The sequence below is a fragment of the Aquirufa esocilacus genome (assembly GCF_042715595.1).
In the GTDB taxonomy this organism is placed as follows: domain Bacteria; phylum Bacteroidota; class Bacteroidia; order Cytophagales; family Spirosomataceae; genus Aquirufa; species Aquirufa esocilacus.
The window spans coordinates 60,259-81,215 of sequence record NZ_JBBKXX010000002.1; the positions used below are offsets into that span (position 1 = coordinate 60,259).

Below are 20,957 nucleotides of genomic sequence, written 5' to 3' on the forward strand. Positions count from 1 at the left end.
ACTTTTCAAAGAAATAATCCCTACCTTTGCACCTTGAATTTCCCAATTAAAGGAATTTCGTTTCATTCAACGAATACATTTTTATGCAAAGCATTCGCAACATTGCCATTATTGCCCACGTTGACCACGGTAAAACGACCCTAGTTGACAAAATCATTCATGCATCCAAGATTTTTAGAGAAAATCAAGAATTTGGAGATTTGATCCTTGACAATAACGACTTAGAGAGAGAAAGAGGAATTACAATTACGTCTAAAAACGTATCTGTTCGTTACAACGGAGTAAAAATCAACATTATCGATACACCTGGTCACGCCGACTTTGGCGGTGAGGTAGAACGCGTTCTACGTATGGCTGATGGCGTTATCTTGTTAGTGGATGCTTTCGAAGGCCCGATGCCTCAAACACGTTTCGTACTTTCAAAAGCGATTGCGTTAGGATTAAAGCCTATCGTTATTGTAAACAAAGTAGATAAAGAGAACTGTCGTCCAGACGAAGTACACGAAAGTGTTTTCGACTTGATGTTTAACTTAGAAGCAACAGAAGATCAATTAGACTTCCCTTGTATTTATGGTTCATCTAAGCAAGGATGGATGAGTACTGATTGGAAACAACCAACAGATAACATCATTCCATTGTTAGATGCGATCATCGAGCACATTCCAGCTTCTAAAGTACAAGAAGGTACTCCTCAAATGCAGATTACGTCATTAGATTACTCTTCATTCGTAGGTCGTATCGCGATCGGACGTTTAGAGCGTGGTACGTTGACAGAAGGGATGCAAATCTCACTTTGCAAAGCGGATGGTACAACGAAGAAAATGCGTATTAAAGAACTTCAAGTTTTCGAAGGCCTAGGAAAAGTAAAAGTAGAGAAAGTAGAGTGTGGTGAAATTTGCGCGGTGACAGGTATCGAAGATTTCGAAATCGGTGACACGATTGCTGATGCAGAAAATCCAGAGGCATTAGCGCGTATCGCGATTGATGAGCCTACGATGAATATGTTGTTCACGATTAACAACTCTCCATTCTTTGGTAAAGAAGGTAAATTAGTTACGTCTCGTCACTTACGTGATCGTCTTTTCAAAGAGACAGAGAAAAACTTAGCCTTGAAAGTGGTTACAACGGAAAGCGAAGATAAATTCTTAGTATTTGGACGTGGTATTCTTCACTTATCTGTATTGATCGAAACGATGCGTCGTGAAGGGTATGAGTTACAAGTAGGTCAGCCTCAGGTTATCTTCAAAGAAGGAGAAAACGGCGAGCGTTTAGAACCAGTAGAATCATTAGTAGTAGACGTTCCAGCAGAGGTAGCAGGTAAAGTGATCGAATTAGCGACTCAAGGTAAAGGTGAGTTGTTGATTATGGAACCTAAAGGTGACTTACAACACTTAGAATTCAACATTCCATCTCGTGGTTTGATTGGTTTACGTTCTAAAGTATTGACGGCGACTTTTGGTGAGGCGATTATGGCTCACCGTTTCATCGCTTACGAACCATTCAAAGGAGCGATTCCAGGCCGTATCAACGGATCATTGATCTCCATGAACACAGGTCCTGCGATTCCTTACGCGATTGATAAATTACAAGATAGAGGGGTGTTCTTCATCGATCCAGGTGAAGAAGTATACACAGGGATGGTAGTAGGTGAGCACAATCGCCAAAACGACATCGAGGTGAACCTTCAAGCTGCGAAGCAATTAACGAATATGCGTGCTTCAGGTACGGATTCAAATACCAAAATTGCTCCTAAATTAAACTTCTCATTAGAAGAGTGTATGGAATTTATCCAAAAGGATGAATACTTAGAAATCACTCCTAAGTCTTTACGTATGCGTAAAATTTGGTTAGATCCAAGTGAGCGTAAGCGTAACGAAAAGAAGCCAAGCTAATAATCGAAAGGCTACCCTCACCGGTAGCCTTTTTTTATAGTACAACGGCGGGCCTCTCATCTAAAAAATAATAGTCCTTAGGCAAATAAGGCTTCAACTCTCCCAACCAATACGCCGATGGTTTCTGTAAAAAATACCAGGTGGCCTGTCGCCAACTTTTCAGCCATTCCTTATCTCGGTATTCCACTTCTTTTCCTAAGATCAGATGATGTTGCGCTCTACTTTCTGTAGGAATCCTAACATAAGCGTACGTTTCACTTCTGTATTTCCATTGTAGATTGCCCTTTAAAGGCCACCTACGCGTCAACGTATCTTTCACCCCTACGTTCGCCCACATGGGACTAAGGTGCGCCTGAATCCAGGCAGGATCCGTACTCGCTGGCAAAGAAGCGATGGATCTCGCCCCATCATTCTCTACCCAAACCGCTTCTCCCCTAAACGTACTTAAATAAGCCTGAGGTTTTGATTCCGGATTTTGCCAAAACAGTAGCGAGAGGCATGCCCCCACTTTCCAACGACGCGGCGCCCAAACGAGTAAGGCAATCGTCACGAAATAAATAGACATTTCAAGCGGCGAAATCCGCAAAAAAGGCATAACCGAAGTAACGCGTTCCACCCAACTAAACATTAGGCCATGTAGCAGTTGAAAGCTTGTTTTCAATAAAAAAGCCAACGGATGAAAAGCCCAATCAGGCAAAAAAGAGCCAATTGCCAGCAGCAAAAAACCTAAAAACAAAGCGATAGAAGAGCCTAAAATCAAGAAAGGGTTCAATAGAAAGAAAGACAGCGGATGGGGCAATTGATGAAAATAATAAACGATCAAGGGCCAGGTAAATACTTGCGCTGCTAAGGCGACGCAGGTCAATTCCCAGATTTGGGTCATCGGCCAGCTTAGCCAACCAGAGAACTTGAAAATAGAAGCCCAGCGTTGCTGAAACGCAATTAATCCCCAAACCGCTAAATAGGATAACTGAAAACCCGCATCAAATAAGGATGCAGGATGGAGAAACAACAAAACAAAAGCGCTAAAAGCTAGAGTATTCAGGCTCTGTTGTCTATGAAGAAAGGTTTTAGCAAATAAAATCACCGAAAACATCCAAGCGGACCTCAGCACAGGCAAAGAAAAGCCACTAATCCCTGCATAGCACCATAACAAAGCCATCATCAATCCAAAAAATACATAGGGTCCAGCCGGCCTCCGTTTAAGCAAAAAACCCAATAAAAGGCTTAATCCCATATACAAAAGCCCCACGTGCAAACCTGAAACAGACAAAATATGAATCGCCCCCAAGGCGGAATAGGCCGACAAGGTTTCAAAATCAATCTTCGTCTTCACTCCTAGCAGCATGGCCTCAGCCACATCACGATCTCTGCCAGGTTCAAAAGCTCTCTCCAATAAATGCACGAAATGAGATTGAGTCCGTTCGAAAAAAGAGGCCTCTTCCAGCCTTTTTTCAATCAGCTGAATTCGATCGAGTGGAACATAAGCGGATCCACCTATGCCCTTTTGGGTAAAATAGGCACCCCAATCCTTTTCAAAAGGGAAAAGGGGCAATGGAAATGATTTGACGGCTTGCCGCACGGCATACACATTACCAGCCTGGGGTTTAGGTAGTTGCTTAGCTAGGTATAAGCGTATCGAACTTGGTGTGGGAGTCCACACACCAGATGAATCTCTGAGCCCTATACACCTCGCTAATACAGACCAAGACTTAGGTTTAGCTTCCACCATGCCTTGCACGCGAATGACAAAACCATCAACTGGCAGTGCGGACTTCTCGGATTTGAGGTAGTTAGTCCAAGCCATCGCAAAAACAACCACCAAAGTGGATATGCCGATACTTTTAAAAATTCTCCCCGGTAGCATAAAGCCCAAGCAACCCAAAAGAGGCCAGTAGGGAAATGCTGAAAGCAGAATCCCGGTCATCCAAATAAGCAAAATTCGGACAAAAGGAAAACGAGAAAAATAGGAGATCATTGATTAGGCGGAAAGGCCTAAAGGTAGAATTTTTTGGACGAGATTAGGGCCTCCACCTCATCAGGAACTAGATATTTAATCGACTGCCCATGTTGTATACAAGATCTGATATACGTAGCTGAAATATGCAATACGGGCGCCTCAATGCGTTGAACGTTCTTATGTGCCCATAAATCCGATACCGGTTCTTCGCCCCGTGGATACACGTAGAGGCCATAATAATCAAGTATTTGGTGGTAGTTTTTCCAGCTCTTAAACTGCTCCAAATTATCCCCACCTATAATCAGCTTGAATTCAGTTTCGGGATGACGCTCAGCCAAATGCACTAGCGTATCAATCGTATAAGAAGGACGGGGTAATTGAAACTCAATATCAGATGACTTGAAAGAATAATTATCTGCGATAGCCCGATCTACGAGATCTAGGCGATCAAATTCATGCAACAGGGATTTACTTTTCTTCTGGGGATTTTGGGGAGAAACAACGAACCAGATTTGGTCTACTTCCATCTGATTCAGCACGGCCTGCGCAATAATCAAATGCCCCTGATGAATGGGGTTAAACGAACCAAAAAACAGGCCAACTTTCATTATTTCGTTAATTTATCAAACAACGCTTGGGCTTCTGCCACCGCAACATCTAATTTATCATTCACTAAAATAACATCAAATTGCTCTTGGAACGACCACTCAAATTTCATCTTGAAAATCCGTTTAGATAAGGCCTCCTCGTCTTCTGTACCACGAGAACGCAAACGTTCTTCGAGTATTTCCAAAGTAGGTACTTTGACGAAAACAGCCAGTGCTCGATCTCCATAATACTTCTTCAAGGCTAATCCTCCGCGCACATCTACATCAAAAATCACGTGTTTCCCTGAAGCCCAAATACGTTCAATCTCGGATTTCAACGTACCATAATAGGCACCAGCATATACCTCTTCCCACTCTACAAATTCATCATTTGCAATTCTTTCGCGGAAATCATCCGGCGTTAAAAAATAATAATCTTTCCCGTGTTCTTCGTGACGACCACGCTTATCACGCGTACAAGCTGAAATAGAGAAGCCTAAATTCGCATTACGCGCCAATAATTCTTTAACAATGGTGGTTTTACCTGAGCCCGATGGAGCTGAAAATATGATGAGTTTGCCTTCCAAAAATTTCGATGATTAAATGAACCAACAAAATAAGGGAATTAAGAGCAATATAAGCAGTAGAATCGACGATATTTTTGTGCGAATACTATCAATTAATCCGGACGGACAGCTAGAGGTACATTTGGATTTTAAGGCTTTACGAAGAGCGAGTTCTAGTTCATACCCCTCTGTACATGGTAAACAGCTATTTTTATTCGCTAAAAAACGGGCTTCTTCCTCCGTGGACGCTTCCTTGTCCAAGATGCGTTGGATCAGCTTCATGCATTCGGGTTGATGGGAACAATTCGTCTTCATAGTTTTTTTAACAGCGATAGTCGTAAAATAGTTCCGAGCTAAGCTGACAACATGTCAGTTTTATAGCCTTTTTTAGCCGCATAGGTAGCTAAGGTTTCTTTTAACATGGTACGCGCACGGTGCAAGCGGGACCGCACAGTTCCGATGGGAATATTGAGAATTTTGGCCATTTCTTCGTAGCTAAATTCCTCTAAATCACATAGTATGATGATCATTCTAAAATCTACCGGTAAAGCTTGAATCGCCGAGGTGATTTCATCCCCTAACATGTCATTGACTGTTTCGGCTTGTAAATCTGCTTGAAAAGCTGGTTCCGGATCGTCATCCCCTGCGAAAGATTGCTCCACCCATTCAAATTCGACTTTTGCTGGGCCCCGGGATTTTTTACGATAATCGTTGATGAAATTATTCTTGAGAATGCGAAACAACCACGCTTTGGCATACGTCCCTGGCTCAAAAGAACCGATAAAACGGAATGCGCGAACACAGGTATCCTGAACTAAATCATGTGCATCGTCCACGTCATTCGTTAATCGAAGAGCAAAATTATACATCGCATCTAGATGCGGCACAAACTCCTTTTCGAAGAGTGCTTTGGCTTGGGCTTCAGTCAAAGCGGTGGATGAACTAGTTTCTGTACTCATGGCGGTTTATCTATTAGATACCACTATGCTTACAATTTAAACGCCAAAAATGAAAGATGACAAAAAGGCTTATTTACCCTTATTGAATAATTCCAATAAGGTAAACACGATTGCGCCTAAGATAGTGCTCAAAAAGGCTTTCCATAGACTAAGCCCGAATAAACTTGACTCACTTGCTTCTAACTGAAATAATACGAAATGGTGCGTAAACAACATTAAACCGAGATACGGAAAAAACCACATCCATTTCATCTCAGCTAAGCTAATGGTAGATCGCTCATCGTAGCCATTCGCAGGAGTTAAGATTTTAAAGAAAGTAGGACGAAGCCAAGCTACTAATACCGTTGAAAAGGCATGCATTCCGTGGGTATTGTAAAACATATCCAATAACCAACCCAGGGCAAAACCACCTAGAATTAAGTAAACAGGAGGTGTGTCTATCGGAGCCTTGAAAATCGCCCATAAATAGATGAAGCAGAAACCATAATAGAATAGGGCCAAATCGCGTAAAAACAATAATTGTATAACGACGGCCAAAACACCACTTATCAACCATTTATATTGAAAATTACTTCCCATTTTAGTCAATTTTAGGTTTAGCCTGTTCCAATTTTGCCTGTTGGCCAGCAAATTTATTCTCAATTACATAGACATAGCGCAGGGTAGAAAAATGAGTTAATAACATCACTTTAATGTCATGAAAGGTGCCATCGTCTTGTAATCCTACTTTAGCCACAATTCCAATAGGTACGTTAGGGGGGTAAACTGCATTATAATCAGAGGTGACGATCGTGTCGCCTTTCGCTACTTTTTTGTATTTAGAAACATCCATTAACTCAGCGACCTCCGGCTGGTAACCAGGCCATTTGATGTAACCAAGCTCGCCAGAAGATTTGATTTTGGCAGAAACCGTATTACCCGTATGCAATACGGAAACAATGAGAGCTAAATTTTCTGTACAAGATATAACCTTTCCTACCACGCCCGTCGAGGAAATAACAGCCATTCCAGGCTTAATCCCGTCTTGGGAACCTTTCTCGATCGTTAAATAATTCTGGGAATTTCGGGTACTCTGATCAATGACTTTACAAGCGATAGGCTTGTAACGATCGAGGGATGATTTGCTGAAAAAGAGAGGTAAATCCGCTTTCTGTTGAACCTGCGCCTGTAGTTGAAAAACTTGCTGATGCAGCTTTTGATTCTCTAAAGCTAATTCGCCATTAATTTCCCGCAATTGATGGTAGGTTGCCACTTCTTTACGAGTGGACAAAATAGACGCCGCCCAAGCATTTGTGGTATTGAAATAGAGGGTATGTTGGTAATTATTGTACGTAAACACAGACCAAAGACTGATCAACTGCAGCAGAACAAACAATAGCAGGTTTCGCTGACGCAATAAGAACTCAAACAGTTGATTCATCCCCTACTAGGTAATCAATACCGGACGGTATTTCTCTAAGTTTTTCAAGATTTCGCCCGTACCACGGATAACGGCTTTCAACGGATCGTCAGCCACGTGTACTTTTAACTGAGTCTTCTTCTCAATACGCTTATCTAATCCGTGCAACATCGCGCCACCACCGGCTAAGTGAATACCGTTATGGAAGATATCTCCTGATAATTCCGCTGGAGCTCTTTGCAAAGTCTCCATAATCGCCACCTCAATTTTCGTAATTGAGCTATCTAAAGCATAAGCGATTTCTGAATAGTTAATCAAGATTTCTTTCGGGATACCTGTCATTTGATCACGTCCACGGATCTCGAAGTCAGCAGGAGGATTCTCTAATTCTGGCAAAGCAGATCCTACTTGAATTTTAATTTGCTCCGCTGAACGCTCCCCAATAACCAGCTTGTGCTCACGTAGCAAATAATCTTTAATATCACGCGTAAACTCATCTCCAGCCACACGAATCGAGTTTTCAACCACAATTCCACTTAAAGAAATGATAGCTACTTCGGTAGTACCACCCCCAATATCCACTACTAAGGATCCATTCGGTTGTTCAATATCAATTCCGATACCGATTGCGGCAGCAATGGGTTCGTGTACCATATACACTTCACGTGCTCCAGCATGTTCTGCGGAGTCTTTTACGGCTCTTTTTTCTACCTCTGTAATACCTGATGGAATACAAATCACCATTCTTAACGCCGGAGAAAAGAATGAATTTCCTTTGTCCATCATTTTAATCAAACCACGCATCATCAATTCGGCAGCGGTAAAATCCGCAATTACACCGTCTTTTAGTGGGCGAATAGTCTTGATATTGTCATTTGTTTTCTCGTGCATCATCATGGCTTGGCGACCTACGGCTAATACTTTATTCGTATTGCGGTCCAAAGCAATGATCGATGGTTCGTCTACAACAACCTGATCTTTGTGAATAATCAAGGTATTTGCCGTACCTAAGTCCATGGCAATATCCTTCGAAAGAAAATTAAATAAGCCCATCTGATTTTGTGATAGTAAAACACAAATTTACATAAAATTTGAGGTAAAATTTGAAAAAAAATGAATTTTACTATTTCCTCGAAATAATTATAAAATTGACCAAAGAACTTACTTCCATTTACTTCCTTTAAAGTATCCGCTTCTTATTGATATATTACAAATAAATACCTGAAAAAAAACAGCTTTAATTCCTCAAATTAATCGACGAAATAATTTGGAATTATTATCTGATTTATTAGTTTTGTCCAAGTTTATTTGGAAAATCGTATTAATTACTCCGTTTGGCGATAAATTATGGAAGATTACAACAAGATCATCGAGTCCTTAGGTGTTAAATTCATCAAAGCGCGAAACATTAGAATATTACAACCAATACGTATCAAGAATTTCTATGACGTAGAAAATTCACTCTTGATATTGTACAAAGGGGAGGTTTCTTTTGGTGAAGAGGAGACTCCGGTCGAAGAGGGCGATATGCTTTTTATTCCAGGAGGCAAAATGATCAGCGTAACTTACGGAAACGCAGAAAAACCGAAAGCGGTGAACAATGAAGAGTTCATGACACATCGGGAATTATATTTTGACCAAAACACAGATGCTTCACTTATAGGAACACAACCGAACTCCTTCGGAATGGTAGCCTTCGAAGCGAAAGTTTTCGATTCAGTGAACTTCTTTACTTCGCTAGACATTCCTCCGTTCTTAATCAAACGGGACGATAAATTAGCGGCAACTATCCGCGAAATCTTAGAAGAAGATTTATCAGACGCGATCGGTAAAGGACGTATCATTAAGATCAAAACAGAAGAGATCGTCATTGAAGTGATTCGTTACATCATTGAGAACCGTTTATTCGTAGAGCAATTAGCGACTAACTCGACTTACTTTAAAGATCCACGCTTAATCGATATCTTCGCTTACATCAAGGATCATTTGGGTGGTGATTTATCTAATAAGGTTTTGGCAAACGTTGCTAATGTATCTGAAGATTACGTAGGTCAATATTTCAAGATGCTAACGGGTATCAACCCACAAGATTATATCGAGTACCAACGCATGGAAGCAGCGGTAGGTTTACTTCGCACGACGAAGAAGTCTATCCGCGCCATCGGCTCCGAAGTGGGCTACAAAGACACGGCGTATTTCTGCCGTCGTTTCAAGATGATGTTTGGTATTCCAGCTGGAAAGATGAGACGCAGAGAGTCGTTGATGAATATTTAACAAAAAAGCCTGCTGAAATCAGCAGGCTTTTTTGTTAGTAGACAGTCGGCAGTGGTCAGTCGACAGTCAAAGCGATTTATAAACCGTAAGAGACTAAGTCCGAAGGACGACTAAGCGACGAAGTCGCGACTCTTTGACGAAATCGCGAAGCGATGACTGAGCCGCCGAAGGCGGCGACTACATCAAATACTTCAACTTCACTAATTCTCTTTCCGTCAAGAATCTCCAGCTTCCGCGTGGAAGATCTTTCTTCGTTAAGCCAGCGAAAGTAGTGCGGTCTAGTTTAGTCACTTCGTAACCCAAGTGTTCGAAAATACGACGAACGATGCGGTTTTTACCTGAGTGAATTTTCACACCGATGACATAACCATCTGGAGTTACTTTAGCTAAATCATCTACTTTAATTTCGCCATCCTCCAGGGTTAAACCCTCTTTGATTTTCTCGAAATCTTCGTCCGTCAATGGCTTATCTAATTCCGCTTGGTAAATCTTCTCGATTTCGTTCGATGGGTGCGTCAATTTATCCGCTAATTCACCATCATTCGTAATTAACAATAAACCAGTCGTGTTTCTATCCAAACGTCCTACCGGATAAATGCGCGATTCTGTCGCATTCTTCACTAATTCCATCACGGTCTTGCGATCGTTTGGATCTTCGGTCGTTGTTAAGAAATCTTTAGGCTTATTTAATAATAAGTAAACGGGTTTTTCGCGGTTCAACTTGCGGTTACCGTATTTCACGATGTCCGTAGGATTCACCTGGTAGCCCATTTCGGTTACCACCTTGTTATTTACCTTGATTTCGCCTGCCTCAATCAATTTATCGGCGTCACGACGAGAACAAATTCCCGCGTTAGCGATGTAGCGATTTAGACGAATAACGTCAGAACGACGATCGGTTTGGGCGATTTTCTTTTGAATTTTAGAAGGAGCGCGCTCCTTGTAACGATCTAATTTGTATTGTGGTTCGTAAGCAGGACCGGCATCAAAACGCGAGCGACTTTTAAAGGTCTCACGATCTGAATAACGTGGATTGCGAGCACCTTCTGGGCGCTCTTCACGGTCTGCAAAACGTTCTGTACGCTCCTCGTAACGACGCTCGATGCGCGCTGTTGGATTCTCATCACGCGGTGTCGTCGATTCTTCCGAACCTTCTACCTTAGGGGCCGCATTGCGATCCCAGCGATTATCTCCTTTATAGGGTGTACGTGTTGGGTTTTCAGTTCTGCCAAAAGGCTTGCGTTCGCCGCCTTGATACGGTTTGCGTTCTCCACCTTGGTATGGCTTGCGCTCGCCATCAAATGGCTTACGATCCCCGAATGAACGACGCTCTCCGCCACCTTCGCGGTTATCCCGATTGAATGGTTTGCGTTCTCCACCTTGATATGGCTTGCGCTCTCCATCAAATGGTTTGCGTTCTCCTGAAAAACGATTGGATGATTCTGAACGTGGTGCACGTGGGGCACCTGAATCGTTGCGTGGGCCTCTGAACTCACGTGGAGCTCCTGAGTCACTACGTGTTCCTCTAAACTCGCGAGGGCTATCTGATCTGCCGGCAGATCTTCCTGTGGATGCACGACCTTCTGAAGGTCGGCTGTCACGACGGTTATCGTCGTTTGAAATTCTTTTTCTCATAATGGTACAACATCACTGCTGGAATAAAAGAGGACGAACGTTTGTCATCTTGGTTTCGATTGTCGAAATTTAGGCAAAGGTACAGAAAATAATCCGGTTTGTATTTATTTTTACGTTACATTAGTCCACTATGAAATTCGTAAAGCCATTTAATTCAAGCATTTACCTCTTTTTGATCGTAATCACAGGCATGCTAAGCGGCTGTAATTATGACGCCCGATTGTTCAAAAAGGCGAAGCAAAATTTTGAATTGGGGGAATATGAGTGGACAATTCGAGAGGTGAAGCCTTTGGCACAACGCTACTATAGAGCCAAAGAAACGAACTACTTCGTGGCGGAATCCTACCGCCTTTCGAACCGCATTCAATACGCGACACCCTATTATTTGATTGCCAAAGAAAAGGGCTATGACGACAAAAACATTAATCTACACCTCGCATACGCGGCAAAAGCGAACGGAAAATACGCCGATGCGCGTAAATACCTGAAAGAATTTATCGATTCAAAACCCTCTCGGGAGCTCGTAGTCAAAGCAGAAATTGAATTAGAGAATTTACCGGCGGTGGAAGAATACAGCAAAAAGCCGAGTCCAGTGAAGATTCAAGGATTGGTCGGGAATACGAATCAGGCGGAATTTGGTCCTATTAAAATAGGCGACGAGCTGATTTTGACGAGTTCGAAGAAACCGTTGATTTATAAAAATAATGGTTTGCCTTTTTTAGGCTTGTATAAGGCACGCCTGAAGAGTCCTGGGGAAATTGAAAAACTAGAATTATTTAGTGCGAATTTGCTAGATGCAAATGCAAATGAGGGAACGCCCGCCTTTTCAAAGGATGGCAATACCATGGTTTTTGCGCGCGGAAATTCAGGGAAAAGCAAGGACCCCTCACCTGATGTGGATTTGTATATTTCGACTAAAAGAGATGGCAACTGGTCTACTCCTGAACGATTAGCGATCTCTGACTCGATTGGCTGGGATGGAAGTCCGGCGTTCTCGAGAGATGGCAAGACTTTGTATTTTGCCTCGAATAGACGAGGAGGAAAAGGGGGATTGGATTTGTACCGAGCGCCCATGGATAATTCGGGGCGTTTTGGCAGACCTATCAATTTAGGTTCTACTATTAATACGCGTGGTAACGAACTCTTTCCCTATGTTTCTGAAGATGGGAAGTTGTACTTCTCCTCAGACGGCCATCCAAGTCTGGGAGGCTTAGATATGTTTGTGGCGAGCCGTAGTGGTGATGATATCCAAATCGAACATTTAGGGATTCCGATAAACTCTGTAGGGGATGATTTTGGCCTTTTCTTATCGGACGTTAGCCAGGGATATTTTAGTTCAAACCGAGTAGGCGGCAAAGGCGACGACGATATCTATTATTTCGAATCAACAGGTGCTGAGGATCGCTGGTGGTCGAATGAAATAATGATCTCAGAGAGCGGCGAGCCGGCAAAAGTTGCCTTGTATCACCTAAGAACACAAATTGTCAATGCGCGTAATAAGCCGATTGCGAATGTAAAAGTGGGAGTTAAGCGTAACGGAGAGATTCAACCAGTCCAATTTAGTGATGCAGAGGGCTATATCGACATGATGGATTTAAATCCAGCCGACCAAATCAGCTTCAACGCCAGCAAAGAGAAATACTTGACCAAGCGCAGTGAATTCTTGATGGATGGCCGCGAGATTCCGAAGCAATTATTAAAAAAGGAATTAACCGACACGACTTTTGACCACACCATCACGTTAAATCAAGCCGAGGTGGGGGAAGAGTTAGGCGCCTTATTTGACGTAAATCCGATTTATTATGATTTAGACAAGTCGAATATTCGTCCAGACGCAGCGGCAGAATTAGACAAAATCGTTCAAGTGTTAAAGGACAATCCAGACATTTCGATCGAATTAGGATCGCACACGGATGCCCGGGCAAGTGCAAGTTATAACCTGAAATTATCCCAAAGAAGAGCTGAATCAGCCGTAAAATACATCATCGAGCACGGAATCGAGGCGTCACGCATTAAGGCCAAAGGCTATGGCGAAACGCAACTCATCAACGGTTGCTCCGATGGCGTCGATTGCAGCGAAGAAGCGCACCAAGAAAACCGCCGAACTGAATTTAAAATCACTGATCTGAATGACTAATTACGTCTTAAAAAATGCCCAAATCGTTAATGAGGGGCGCATCATTTCCTCCGACATACGTATCGAAAATGGCCGCATAGCTAAAATTGCGGCAGACATTAGCCCTGCTGTTGGGGATGTTGTTTTAGACCTACATGGGAAACACGTTTTTCCTGGGATGATTGACGATCAAGTCCATTTTAGAGAGCCAGGTTTAACCCACAAAGCGACGATTGCCAGCGAGGCGCGGGCAGCTGTGGCGGGTGGTGTGACAAGTTTTATGGAAATGCCGAACACGGTGCCTAACGCATTAACGCAAGAATTACTGGCGGATAAATACGCGATAGCGGCGGCTGGATCTTTGGCCAACTACTCCTTCTTTATGGGCGCCGGCAACGACAACCTAGAAGAGGTGTTAAAAACCAATTCCCGCGACGTGTGCGGCATCAAAATTTTTATGGGATCGTCCACCGGAAATATGCTCGTGGACAATACCCAAACCTTAGAAAAACTATTTTCTAGCTGCGAAATGTTGATCGCAACGCACTGCGAAGATGAGCCTACTGTACGCGCACGCACAGAACTTTTCAAGGAAAAATACCCAGAAGACGCCCCTGCCTACATCCACCCATTGGTGCGAAATGAAGAGGCTTGCTATCTTTCATCTTCGATGGCGGTCGATTTAGCGAAGAAAAACAACACGCGCTTGCACATCTTGCACATTTCGACAGAGGAAGAATTAGCCTTGTTCGAGACCGGTAAAGCGGTGAAAGACAAGAAAATCACGGCAGAAGTTTGTGTACACCACTTGTGGTTCGATGCGGCACAATATGACACGCTGGGCAATCAAATTAAATGCAATCCGGCCATCAAAGATGCGCGTCACAAGACGGCATTGCGCAAGGCTTTAGTGACGGGAGAATTGGATATTATTGCAACGGATCACGCGCCACACACCTGGGAGGAGAAATCTCAAGGTTTTTGGAAGTCGCCGTCGGGCCTGCCTTTAGTCCAGCATCCTTTATTGTTGATGATTGATTTGGCCAAAGAGGGTCACATCAGCCTCGAGCTCATCGCTGAAAAAACGGCGCATGCAGTGGCGGATTGTTTCCAAATTGAGGAGCGCGGGTATATCCGAGAAGGGTATTGGGCAGATTTAGCGATCGTAGATCTGAACAAACCATTGACTGTATCAAAAGAGAATATTCTATATCAATGTGGTTGGTCTCCTTTAGAGGGACACACGTTGTCAGCTTCAGTGGAACACACGTTTGTTTCTGGTCATTTGGCTTATTCACAGGGTTCTTTCGACGAGAGCAAAACGGGTAAGCGCTTATTATTTAACCGCTAAGATGTCGACGCTCCTCCCCTTTTATGCGCCTGTCGGGCTGGAAGCTGGCTTAGATGAAGCAGGGAGAGGTTGTTTAGCGGGGCCCGTTGTGGCGGCGGCAGTGATTTTACCCCGGGATTTTCACCATCCGTTCTTGACGGATTCGAAGCAGATGACGCTGCGCCAACGCAACGAACTAAAACGTTTAGTGCGGGAATATGCGATTGATTATGCCATCGCAGAAGTGGATGCGGCAAAAATTGATGAAATCAATATTTTAAAGGCGAGTATTTTGGCGATGCATCTGGCGGTGGATCAATTGACACATCGTCCGGAGCACTTATTGGTCGATGGGAACCGCTTTTACAGCTATCCCTTAACTCCGCATACGTGTATCGTGAAAGGGGATTCGAAATATTTCTCGATTGCAGCGGCCTCCATTCTTGCTAAAACATACCGAGATGAACTGATGGAAAAGATGGCGCAAGAACACCCAGGCTATGGTTGGGAACGAAATGCGGGCTATCCCACCTTGCAACACCGCAAAGCCATTCTCGAAAAAGGTTTAACAAATTACCACCGAAAAACGTTTAAGGTAGAGATTAAATAATTGCGTAAATTGAACGCTATATGAAAGGTAAACTAGTACTTCTTTTCTTGTTAAGTTTTTCCACTTGGGCACAAGATGCTTTCAGGAAAGAGCGCGCCTTGCGATTTGGAATGCAACAAGATTCCATCTACCGCGGGGCTCAAGCCTTAGCAAAAAAAAGAGGTATTCCGCTTCAGTTGAATTTAGGCAAAGACAAAACCCTCCAATTTCAAGGATTTTCTGAAATAGGCGAAGCACTGTATTTAAAAACAGAATCCAATGCACAAGCCGCTAAGATGACGAAAACAAATCTGCTCTATCCTGGCGCCTCATTAAATTTGGGGTTGACTGGAAAATCAGACTCTATTAAAGGAAAACTAGGTATGTGGGACGGTGGTGGCGTTTTAGCGAGTCACCAGGAGTTTGGGGGGAGAGCAACGGCCGCACAAACCATTACGAGCACGAATGACCACGCGACGCACGTAGCCGGCATTTTAGTGGCTGCAGGCATTAGTCCAACCGCTAGAGGAATGGCGTATGAGGCGGATCTGAAGTTTTGGGATTATTCAAACGATAACTCTGAAATGAGTACTGCTTCCACCTCCCTGTTAATTAGTAATCATTCCTATGGGTACCAAGCGGGCTGGGTCTACGATGAAACCAAGAAAAAATGGCAATGGTGGGGAAATGATGCTGTCAGTACAGAGGAAGATTACAAGTTTGGACTTTATGATGCTAATACCCAAACCTGGGATCGAATCGCTTACACCGCGCCTAATTACCTAATTATCAAATCAGCGGGCAATAGCCGAAATCAAAATGGGCCCGCGTCCGGAGAATATTATTTATTGCGTTCCACAAGTGATTCTTCCAATAAAGCAAGGGCAAAAAATGATGGATTTGATATTATTTCAACGTCAGGAACTGCTAAAAACATCTTAACCGTAGGGGCTGCGACTCTTTCTTCCCTGATTCCGACCAAAGGTTCCGATGTAGGCATTTCGAATTTTACGAGCTGGGGCCCTACCGATGATGGAAGGGTAAAACCGGATGTAATGGCGATAGGCACGAGTATGTTTTCCACGACTAATTCAAACGATAAAGCATATGCCACCCAGAGCGGCACTTCGATGTCTTCTCCCCAGGCGGCTGGATCGCTATATTTAATTCAACAATTATATAATCGTCTAAATAGAAATACCTTTATGCTCTCGTCCACCCTAAAAGCGGTGGCCATTCATACCGCGATGGATATGGATGCAGCTGGACCTGATTACAAAACTGGGTATGGATTGATTCAACTAGATAGGGCTGCGGCACTCGTAAAAAATGAAGGAAATCTCCATTTATTAAAAGAAGAAAAATTGAACCAAGCAGAGACTAAAACGTACACGTTCACAAGTTCTGGTAACGGCCCCTTAAAGGCCACCATCGCTTGGACAGACCCTGAGGCGACCACATCCTCTGCTCTAAACGACCGAACACCTCGCTTAGTTAATGACCTAGATATTCGTTTAACAAGTGGTTCCTCTACCTTTTTGCCATTTACGTTGAATCCAGCTGCTCCTGATGCCCTGGCTGTTCCTGGGGACAATATTCGAGATAATGTGGAACAAATCGTCATCAACAACACGATGCCGGGTCAAACATTTACGCTGACGGTAAGTCACAAAGGTGTCCTAAAAAATAGCATCCAGGATTACGGCTTAGCGGTTTCAGGAATAGGTGGATCAGCCTATTGTGCTTTGTCACCTAGTACAACTACCTCTAACTTTCAAAAATTAACGCTGGGGGCAACAAAAGATTCTACCGGACTTAGCCCTACTTTCACAGCAGAATTAGGAGCGACCCTACCGCTTGCCTTCCAATTTGCAGGATCTGGAACGAGAAATACTAGCCTTTACGCTGACTGGAATCAAGACGGTGATTTTACTGATGCGGGAGAAGAATTGTACAGCTCGTCGACCGGCGCAACATCTATCAGCATTCCAAGCACCTTAAAACAAGACAACTTCTACCGTATCAGATGGGTATCGTCCTCAGGAGCAACCACATCCTGTGGAAGCGTTTCTTCCGGTGAAACAAAGGATTATGCCTTGCAAATCTTGCAGGCCTCAAAAGACTTCTCTTCTACGTCAATCTCCCAATCAAATACTGGAATTTGCGCAAACTCTGGGAGCGCTAGCTTTGTGGCAAGAGTAAAAAATGTGGGTTCATTGACACAGACAAATGTTCCCGTTCTACTAGAAATCAAATCTGGCACGGCAATAGTAGGCACGGCAACTGGGACCATAACAACGTTAGCGTCCGGAAGAGAAATGGATGTCAATTTGAGTGGAAATGCTGATTTAATTGCTGGAGCTAGTTATTCATTTGTATTGAAAACACAATTAACAGGGGACCAAAACTCCGGCAACGATGCTTTGACCGTTAACAAAACGATCGAAAACCCGGCTGCCCCTGTTGTAACGGGCACGATATGTAGTGGAGCATCAGAGTTAAGTTTAGCCTCGACGAATGGAAGTCCGCTGTGGTATAATGGAACTACACTATTAGGCGCTGGAGCTTCGTTGAAGACTCCATCTACAGGCACTTTTTATGCTGCATTTGACAATTTGAGTACAACGATGGGACCTGCGACAAAGGCGGCGTTTGGCGGGGGAACTTATTACTCCAATTTTGGCCCAGAACCCATCTTCGTTGTAACGCAACCAACAATATTAGAATCTGCAACCGTATATATCGGAACCTCCGGAACCGTGACTTTCGGAATTTTTGACAAAGACACTGGCGAGTTAATTGCCTCCGTTTCTAAAGACCTAACTGCGACCAGAACCTCGGCAAATTCCACTACGGTCAACAGCCAATTAATAGACGACAAAAATGACCCCGGTCAAAAAGTGATCTTAAACCTACCCTTTCCAAAGGCTGGAAATTATATCCTTTCCCACGCCTGCTCTAATGGAGCGTCGATTTTCCGCAGCAATCGAACAGCTGCTGATACTGTCAATGCACCGACCAACATAGGATACCCCTATTCAATTCCGGGGGTATTAAAATTGACGGGGGCCTTATTTAGTGGCGCTGAAATACAATCTGGCTACTACTATTTGTATGGAATGAAATTCAAATCTTACGCCTGCCCTAGCCCGAAAGTACAAGTGAACGTAACAACAGGCCAAAGCCCAGTCGTAGCCGTTAGCCCTACAGGTTCTACAACCCTTTGTGCCGGAGACAAAATTACGCTAACGGGCACTCCTGCCTCCGGAACTCCTACCTACCAATGGTTCAAAAATGGGTCCGCCATCACAGGGGCGACTACCAACAAACTAGAAGTCAGCACATCTGGTTCTTATATGCTGAATTCGAGCTTTGATGGTATTTGTCCCGTTGAATCACCCGCGGCTTCGGTGACAACGACTAACCCCTTAGAACCTTTAATTACCTTTAATCAAGGTACGCTAACTACATCCGCTGGAAATGACATCCAATGGTACTTTAATGACGTGGCAATTTCTGGCGCAACTGGCACCACCTACAAACCCACAGCCAATGGCGTTTACAAAGTAAAATTAAAAGACATCAACGGGTGCTTGGCTACAGCGAGTTATGGCATTACTATTCTAGCAGCCACAGCAGACAATCCGTATTCGACTTTCTTTGCGTTCCCTAACCCGGCGACTGACGTGTTGCATATTGGAATTCCTAGTGCTTTTCAGGCTGCTAAGATTCGAGTTCGCCTGAGTGATATGCAAGGAAAGGAGATAAGAGATGTTAGAGCAGAGTGTAGAGAGAATCGATTATCGCTCGATATTTCGACACTTCCGACAGGTAATTATGTGATCAGTTTTCCAGAATTAGAGAACCAAGTAAGCATTAAATTTCAGAAGAATTAATTCGATTTTTTAGTCCAGGTAAAGATCATACGAGGCGAAGTTGCCTCGTCGAAAGAAGCTAAGGAGTAATCGCCTTGCAGATCAACTAAACTTAGACCAGCCTGTGCGGCGTAAGATATGAAGTCGTTCTTCGCGACCAATTCCACCTTTTCTATGAAAGAAAAATCCTTACCCTGATCGCTGAAATCAATGGATTTGTACAAGTAACCCGCCGCTGACCAACGTTTGATTTGGAACGAAATACCTTGGCGTTCCACTCGTTCAGTTGGCACCAAATTCGCAACTACATAGGTGGGATTAAAAAAGTCTAAAACGAGCAGTCCATTTTCCTTAAGGCCTCCAGCGAATGTATTAAAGGCTTTTTGATTGTCTTGTTGATCATCAAAATACCCGAAACTGGTAAAGAAATTAAAAATCGCATCGTACTTATTTTGTAAGGGCAAGGGCTCCCGCAAATCATGTACAAAAAATAGCAAATCCTTATTTTCAAAAGCCTGAGCAGCCTCAATATTGGAGGGGGATAAGTCAAACGCGTCCACCATAAACCCTAACTGCTGTAGCGTAATAGCGTGACGCCCTTTTCCACAGGCTGCATCTAAAACGCGGGAGCCTAGGGCTAAATGCAACTTTTGCTGCAGAGAGGCGATGAAATCCGCCGCTTCACTCTCATCCCGCTTCGCATATAGGATATGGTAATAAGGGGAATCAAACCAGGTACTAAACCACTCTTTTCCCTCCATTATTTGCGAATACTAACATTCGTTAAGAAATCTTGGTATGCGAGCGCGATCCCCTCTTTCAATTCAATTTTATGTTTCCAACCCAAGGAATGTAATTTAGATACATCCATCAATTTACGAGGTGTGCCGTCAGGTCGTGAGGTATCCCATTGGATAGAGCCCGTAAAACCCACAATTTCTTTCACGGTCTCCGCTAATTCTTTAATTGTCACGTCGATTCCTGTACCGATATTTACCAGTTCTGAGTCGCTATACGTTTCCATTAAATAGACGCATGCCTCCGCTAAGTCATCTGCATGCAAGAATTCACGCATCGGAGAGCCTGAGCCCCAAAGTGTCATCGATCCATCCCCGCGTTCTTTGGCCTCCTGAAACTTGCGGATCATGGCGGGTAAAACATGGGAATTTTCTAAATCGTAATTATCGTTCGGGCCATACAGATTTGTAGGCATCACAGAAATGAAATCACAACCATATTGTGCGCGATAGGCCTCGCACATTTTAATGCCCGCGATCTTCGCAATGGCATAGGGCTCATTCGTTTCTTCTAAGTATCCACTTAATAAATAGGACTCCTTCAAAGGCTGAGGGGCTAATTTAGGGTATATACACGAAGATCCTAAGAACTGCAGTTTCTTTACCTTGTTTACAAAGGAGGAATGGATGATGTTGTTTTGGATAGCCAAATTCTCATATAAGAAATCAGCGCGGTACGTATTATTCGCCACGATTCCCCCTACTTTAGCTGCTGCCAAAAAGACGTAGGCTGGTTTCTCTGCCGCAAAAAAGTCGGCCACTTTTACCTGGTCACGTAAATCTAATTCCGCTGAAGTTTTCAGCACTAAATTCGTGTACCCCTCTTTCTGTAATTTCCGAACGATAGCAGAACCCACCATTCCGCGGTGTCCGGCTACATATATTTTTGCTTGTTTTTCCAATGAATAAATCAAATAAGGCCTCAAAAAATCCTTGCAAAAATACACAAAGTCCGTCAGGTAATAAGTTTAATTCGTA

At 43.5% G+C, this 20,957-nt stretch carries 16 protein-coding genes; 6 read left to right on the forward strand and 10 right to left on the reverse strand.

From position 1 onward, the window contains the following. The first annotated feature begins 83 nt into the window (after positions 1 to 83). Positions 84 to 1,892, forward strand: coding sequence for a translational GTPase TypA (gene typA / locus SKC37_RS05745; RefSeq protein ID WP_130895372.1), 1,809 nt, complete (start codon positions 84 to 86; stop codon positions 1,890 to 1,892). Positions 1,893 to 1,926: 34 nt separating this feature from the next. Here typA and SKC37_RS05750 read toward each other — a convergent pair whose 3' ends face one another. From SKC37_RS05750 to SKC37_RS05780, 7 genes are all read right to left on the reverse strand, one after another. Next, positions 1,927 to 3,870 carry a ComEC/Rec2 family competence protein gene (locus SKC37_RS05750; RefSeq protein WP_377980576.1) on the reverse strand — a complete coding sequence of 648 codons (1,944 nt, stop codon included), beginning with the start codon at positions 3,868 to 3,870 and terminating at the stop codon, positions 1,927 to 1,929. 17 nt (positions 3,871 to 3,887) lie between these two features. After that, positions 3,888 to 4,460 carry a nicotinate (nicotinamide) nucleotide adenylyltransferase gene (gene nadD / locus SKC37_RS05755; protein WP_377980577.1) on the reverse strand — a complete coding sequence of 191 codons (573 nt, stop codon included), beginning with the start codon at positions 4,458 to 4,460 and terminating at the stop codon, positions 3,888 to 3,890. Continuing rightward, complete coding sequence (gmk, locus tag SKC37_RS05760) at positions 4,460 to 5,026, reverse strand: guanylate kinase (RefSeq protein WP_377980578.1); 567 nt, start codon at positions 5,024 to 5,026, stop codon at positions 4,460 to 4,462. The genes nadD and gmk overlap by 1 nt, the downstream gene beginning before the upstream one ends. A gap of 332 nt (positions 5,027 to 5,358) precedes the next feature. Continuing rightward, positions 5,359 to 5,964 (reverse strand): sigma-70 family RNA polymerase sigma factor, encoded by a 606-nt coding sequence (locus SKC37_RS05765; protein WP_377980579.1) that lies wholly within the window; start codon positions 5,962 to 5,964, stop codon positions 5,359 to 5,361. 69 nt (positions 5,965 to 6,033) lie between these two features. Further along, positions 6,034 to 6,543, reverse strand: coding sequence for a hypothetical protein (locus SKC37_RS05770; protein ID WP_377980580.1), 510 nt, complete (start codon positions 6,541 to 6,543; stop codon positions 6,034 to 6,036). Position 6,544: 1 nt separating this feature from the next. After that, on the reverse strand, positions 6,545 to 7,384 hold the full coding sequence (gene mreC / locus SKC37_RS05775; RefSeq protein ID WP_377980581.1) for a rod shape-determining protein MreC: 840 nt from the start codon (positions 7,382 to 7,384) through the stop codon (positions 6,545 to 6,547). Positions 7,385 to 7,390: 6 nt separating this feature from the next. After that, on the reverse strand, positions 7,391 to 8,416 hold the full coding sequence (locus SKC37_RS05780) for a rod shape-determining protein (protein WP_130895380.1): 1,026 nt from the start codon (positions 8,414 to 8,416) through the stop codon (positions 7,391 to 7,393). A gap of 294 nt (positions 8,417 to 8,710) precedes the next feature. Here SKC37_RS05780 and SKC37_RS05785 point away from each other — a divergent pair, with 294 nt between their 5' ends. Continuing rightward, positions 8,711 to 9,637, forward strand: coding sequence for a helix-turn-helix domain-containing protein (locus tag SKC37_RS05785; RefSeq protein ID WP_130922635.1), 927 nt, complete (start codon positions 8,711 to 8,713; stop codon positions 9,635 to 9,637). Positions 9,638 to 9,814: 177 nt separating this feature from the next. Here SKC37_RS05785 and SKC37_RS05790 read toward each other — a convergent pair whose 3' ends face one another. Further along, positions 9,815 to 11,272: a pseudouridine synthase gene (locus tag SKC37_RS05790; protein ID WP_377980582.1), complete on the reverse strand. Its 1,458-nt coding sequence runs from the start codon at positions 11,270 to 11,272 to the stop codon at positions 9,815 to 9,817. Between the two features lie 130 nt (positions 11,273 to 11,402). Between SKC37_RS05790 and SKC37_RS05795 the strand changes: the two genes are divergently transcribed. From SKC37_RS05795 to SKC37_RS05810, 4 genes are read left to right on the forward strand one after another with little or no spacing between them, the layout of a single operon-like run. Beyond that, positions 11,403 to 13,409, forward strand: coding sequence for a CHU_0125 family OmpA-like outer membrane integrity protein (locus tag SKC37_RS05795; RefSeq protein ID WP_377980583.1), 2,007 nt, complete (start codon positions 11,403 to 11,405; stop codon positions 13,407 to 13,409). Then, the gene (locus tag SKC37_RS05800; protein WP_377980584.1) at positions 13,402 to 14,739 is read left to right on the forward strand and encodes a dihydroorotase; all 1,338 of its coding nucleotides are present in this window, start codon (positions 13,402 to 13,404) and stop codon (positions 14,737 to 14,739) included. Before SKC37_RS05795 ends, SKC37_RS05800 begins: the two co-directional genes overlap by 8 nt. Before the next feature lies 1 nt (position 14,740). After that, positions 14,741 to 15,328, forward strand: a complete 588-nt coding sequence (locus SKC37_RS05805; protein WP_377980585.1) for a ribonuclease HII — start codon at positions 14,741 to 14,743, stop codon at positions 15,326 to 15,328. A gap of 20 nt (positions 15,329 to 15,348) precedes the next feature. Further along, positions 15,349 to 19,203 carry a S8 family serine peptidase gene (locus SKC37_RS05810; protein ID WP_377980586.1) on the forward strand — a complete coding sequence of 1,285 codons (3,855 nt, stop codon included), beginning with the start codon at positions 15,349 to 15,351 and terminating at the stop codon, positions 19,201 to 19,203. On the opposite strand, the gene SKC37_RS05815 is transcribed toward SKC37_RS05810, so the two are convergent. Continuing rightward, complete coding sequence (locus tag SKC37_RS05815) at positions 19,200 to 19,943, reverse strand: class I SAM-dependent methyltransferase (RefSeq protein ID WP_377980587.1); 744 nt, start codon at positions 19,941 to 19,943, stop codon at positions 19,200 to 19,202. The genes SKC37_RS05810 and SKC37_RS05815 overlap by 4 nt on opposite strands. After that, positions 19,943 to 20,881 (reverse strand): GDP-L-fucose synthase, encoded by a 939-nt coding sequence (fcl, locus tag SKC37_RS05820; RefSeq protein WP_377981074.1) that lies wholly within the window; start codon positions 20,879 to 20,881, stop codon positions 19,943 to 19,945. The genes SKC37_RS05815 and fcl overlap by 1 nt, the downstream gene beginning before the upstream one ends. Positions 20,882 to 20,957: the final 76 nt, after the last annotated feature.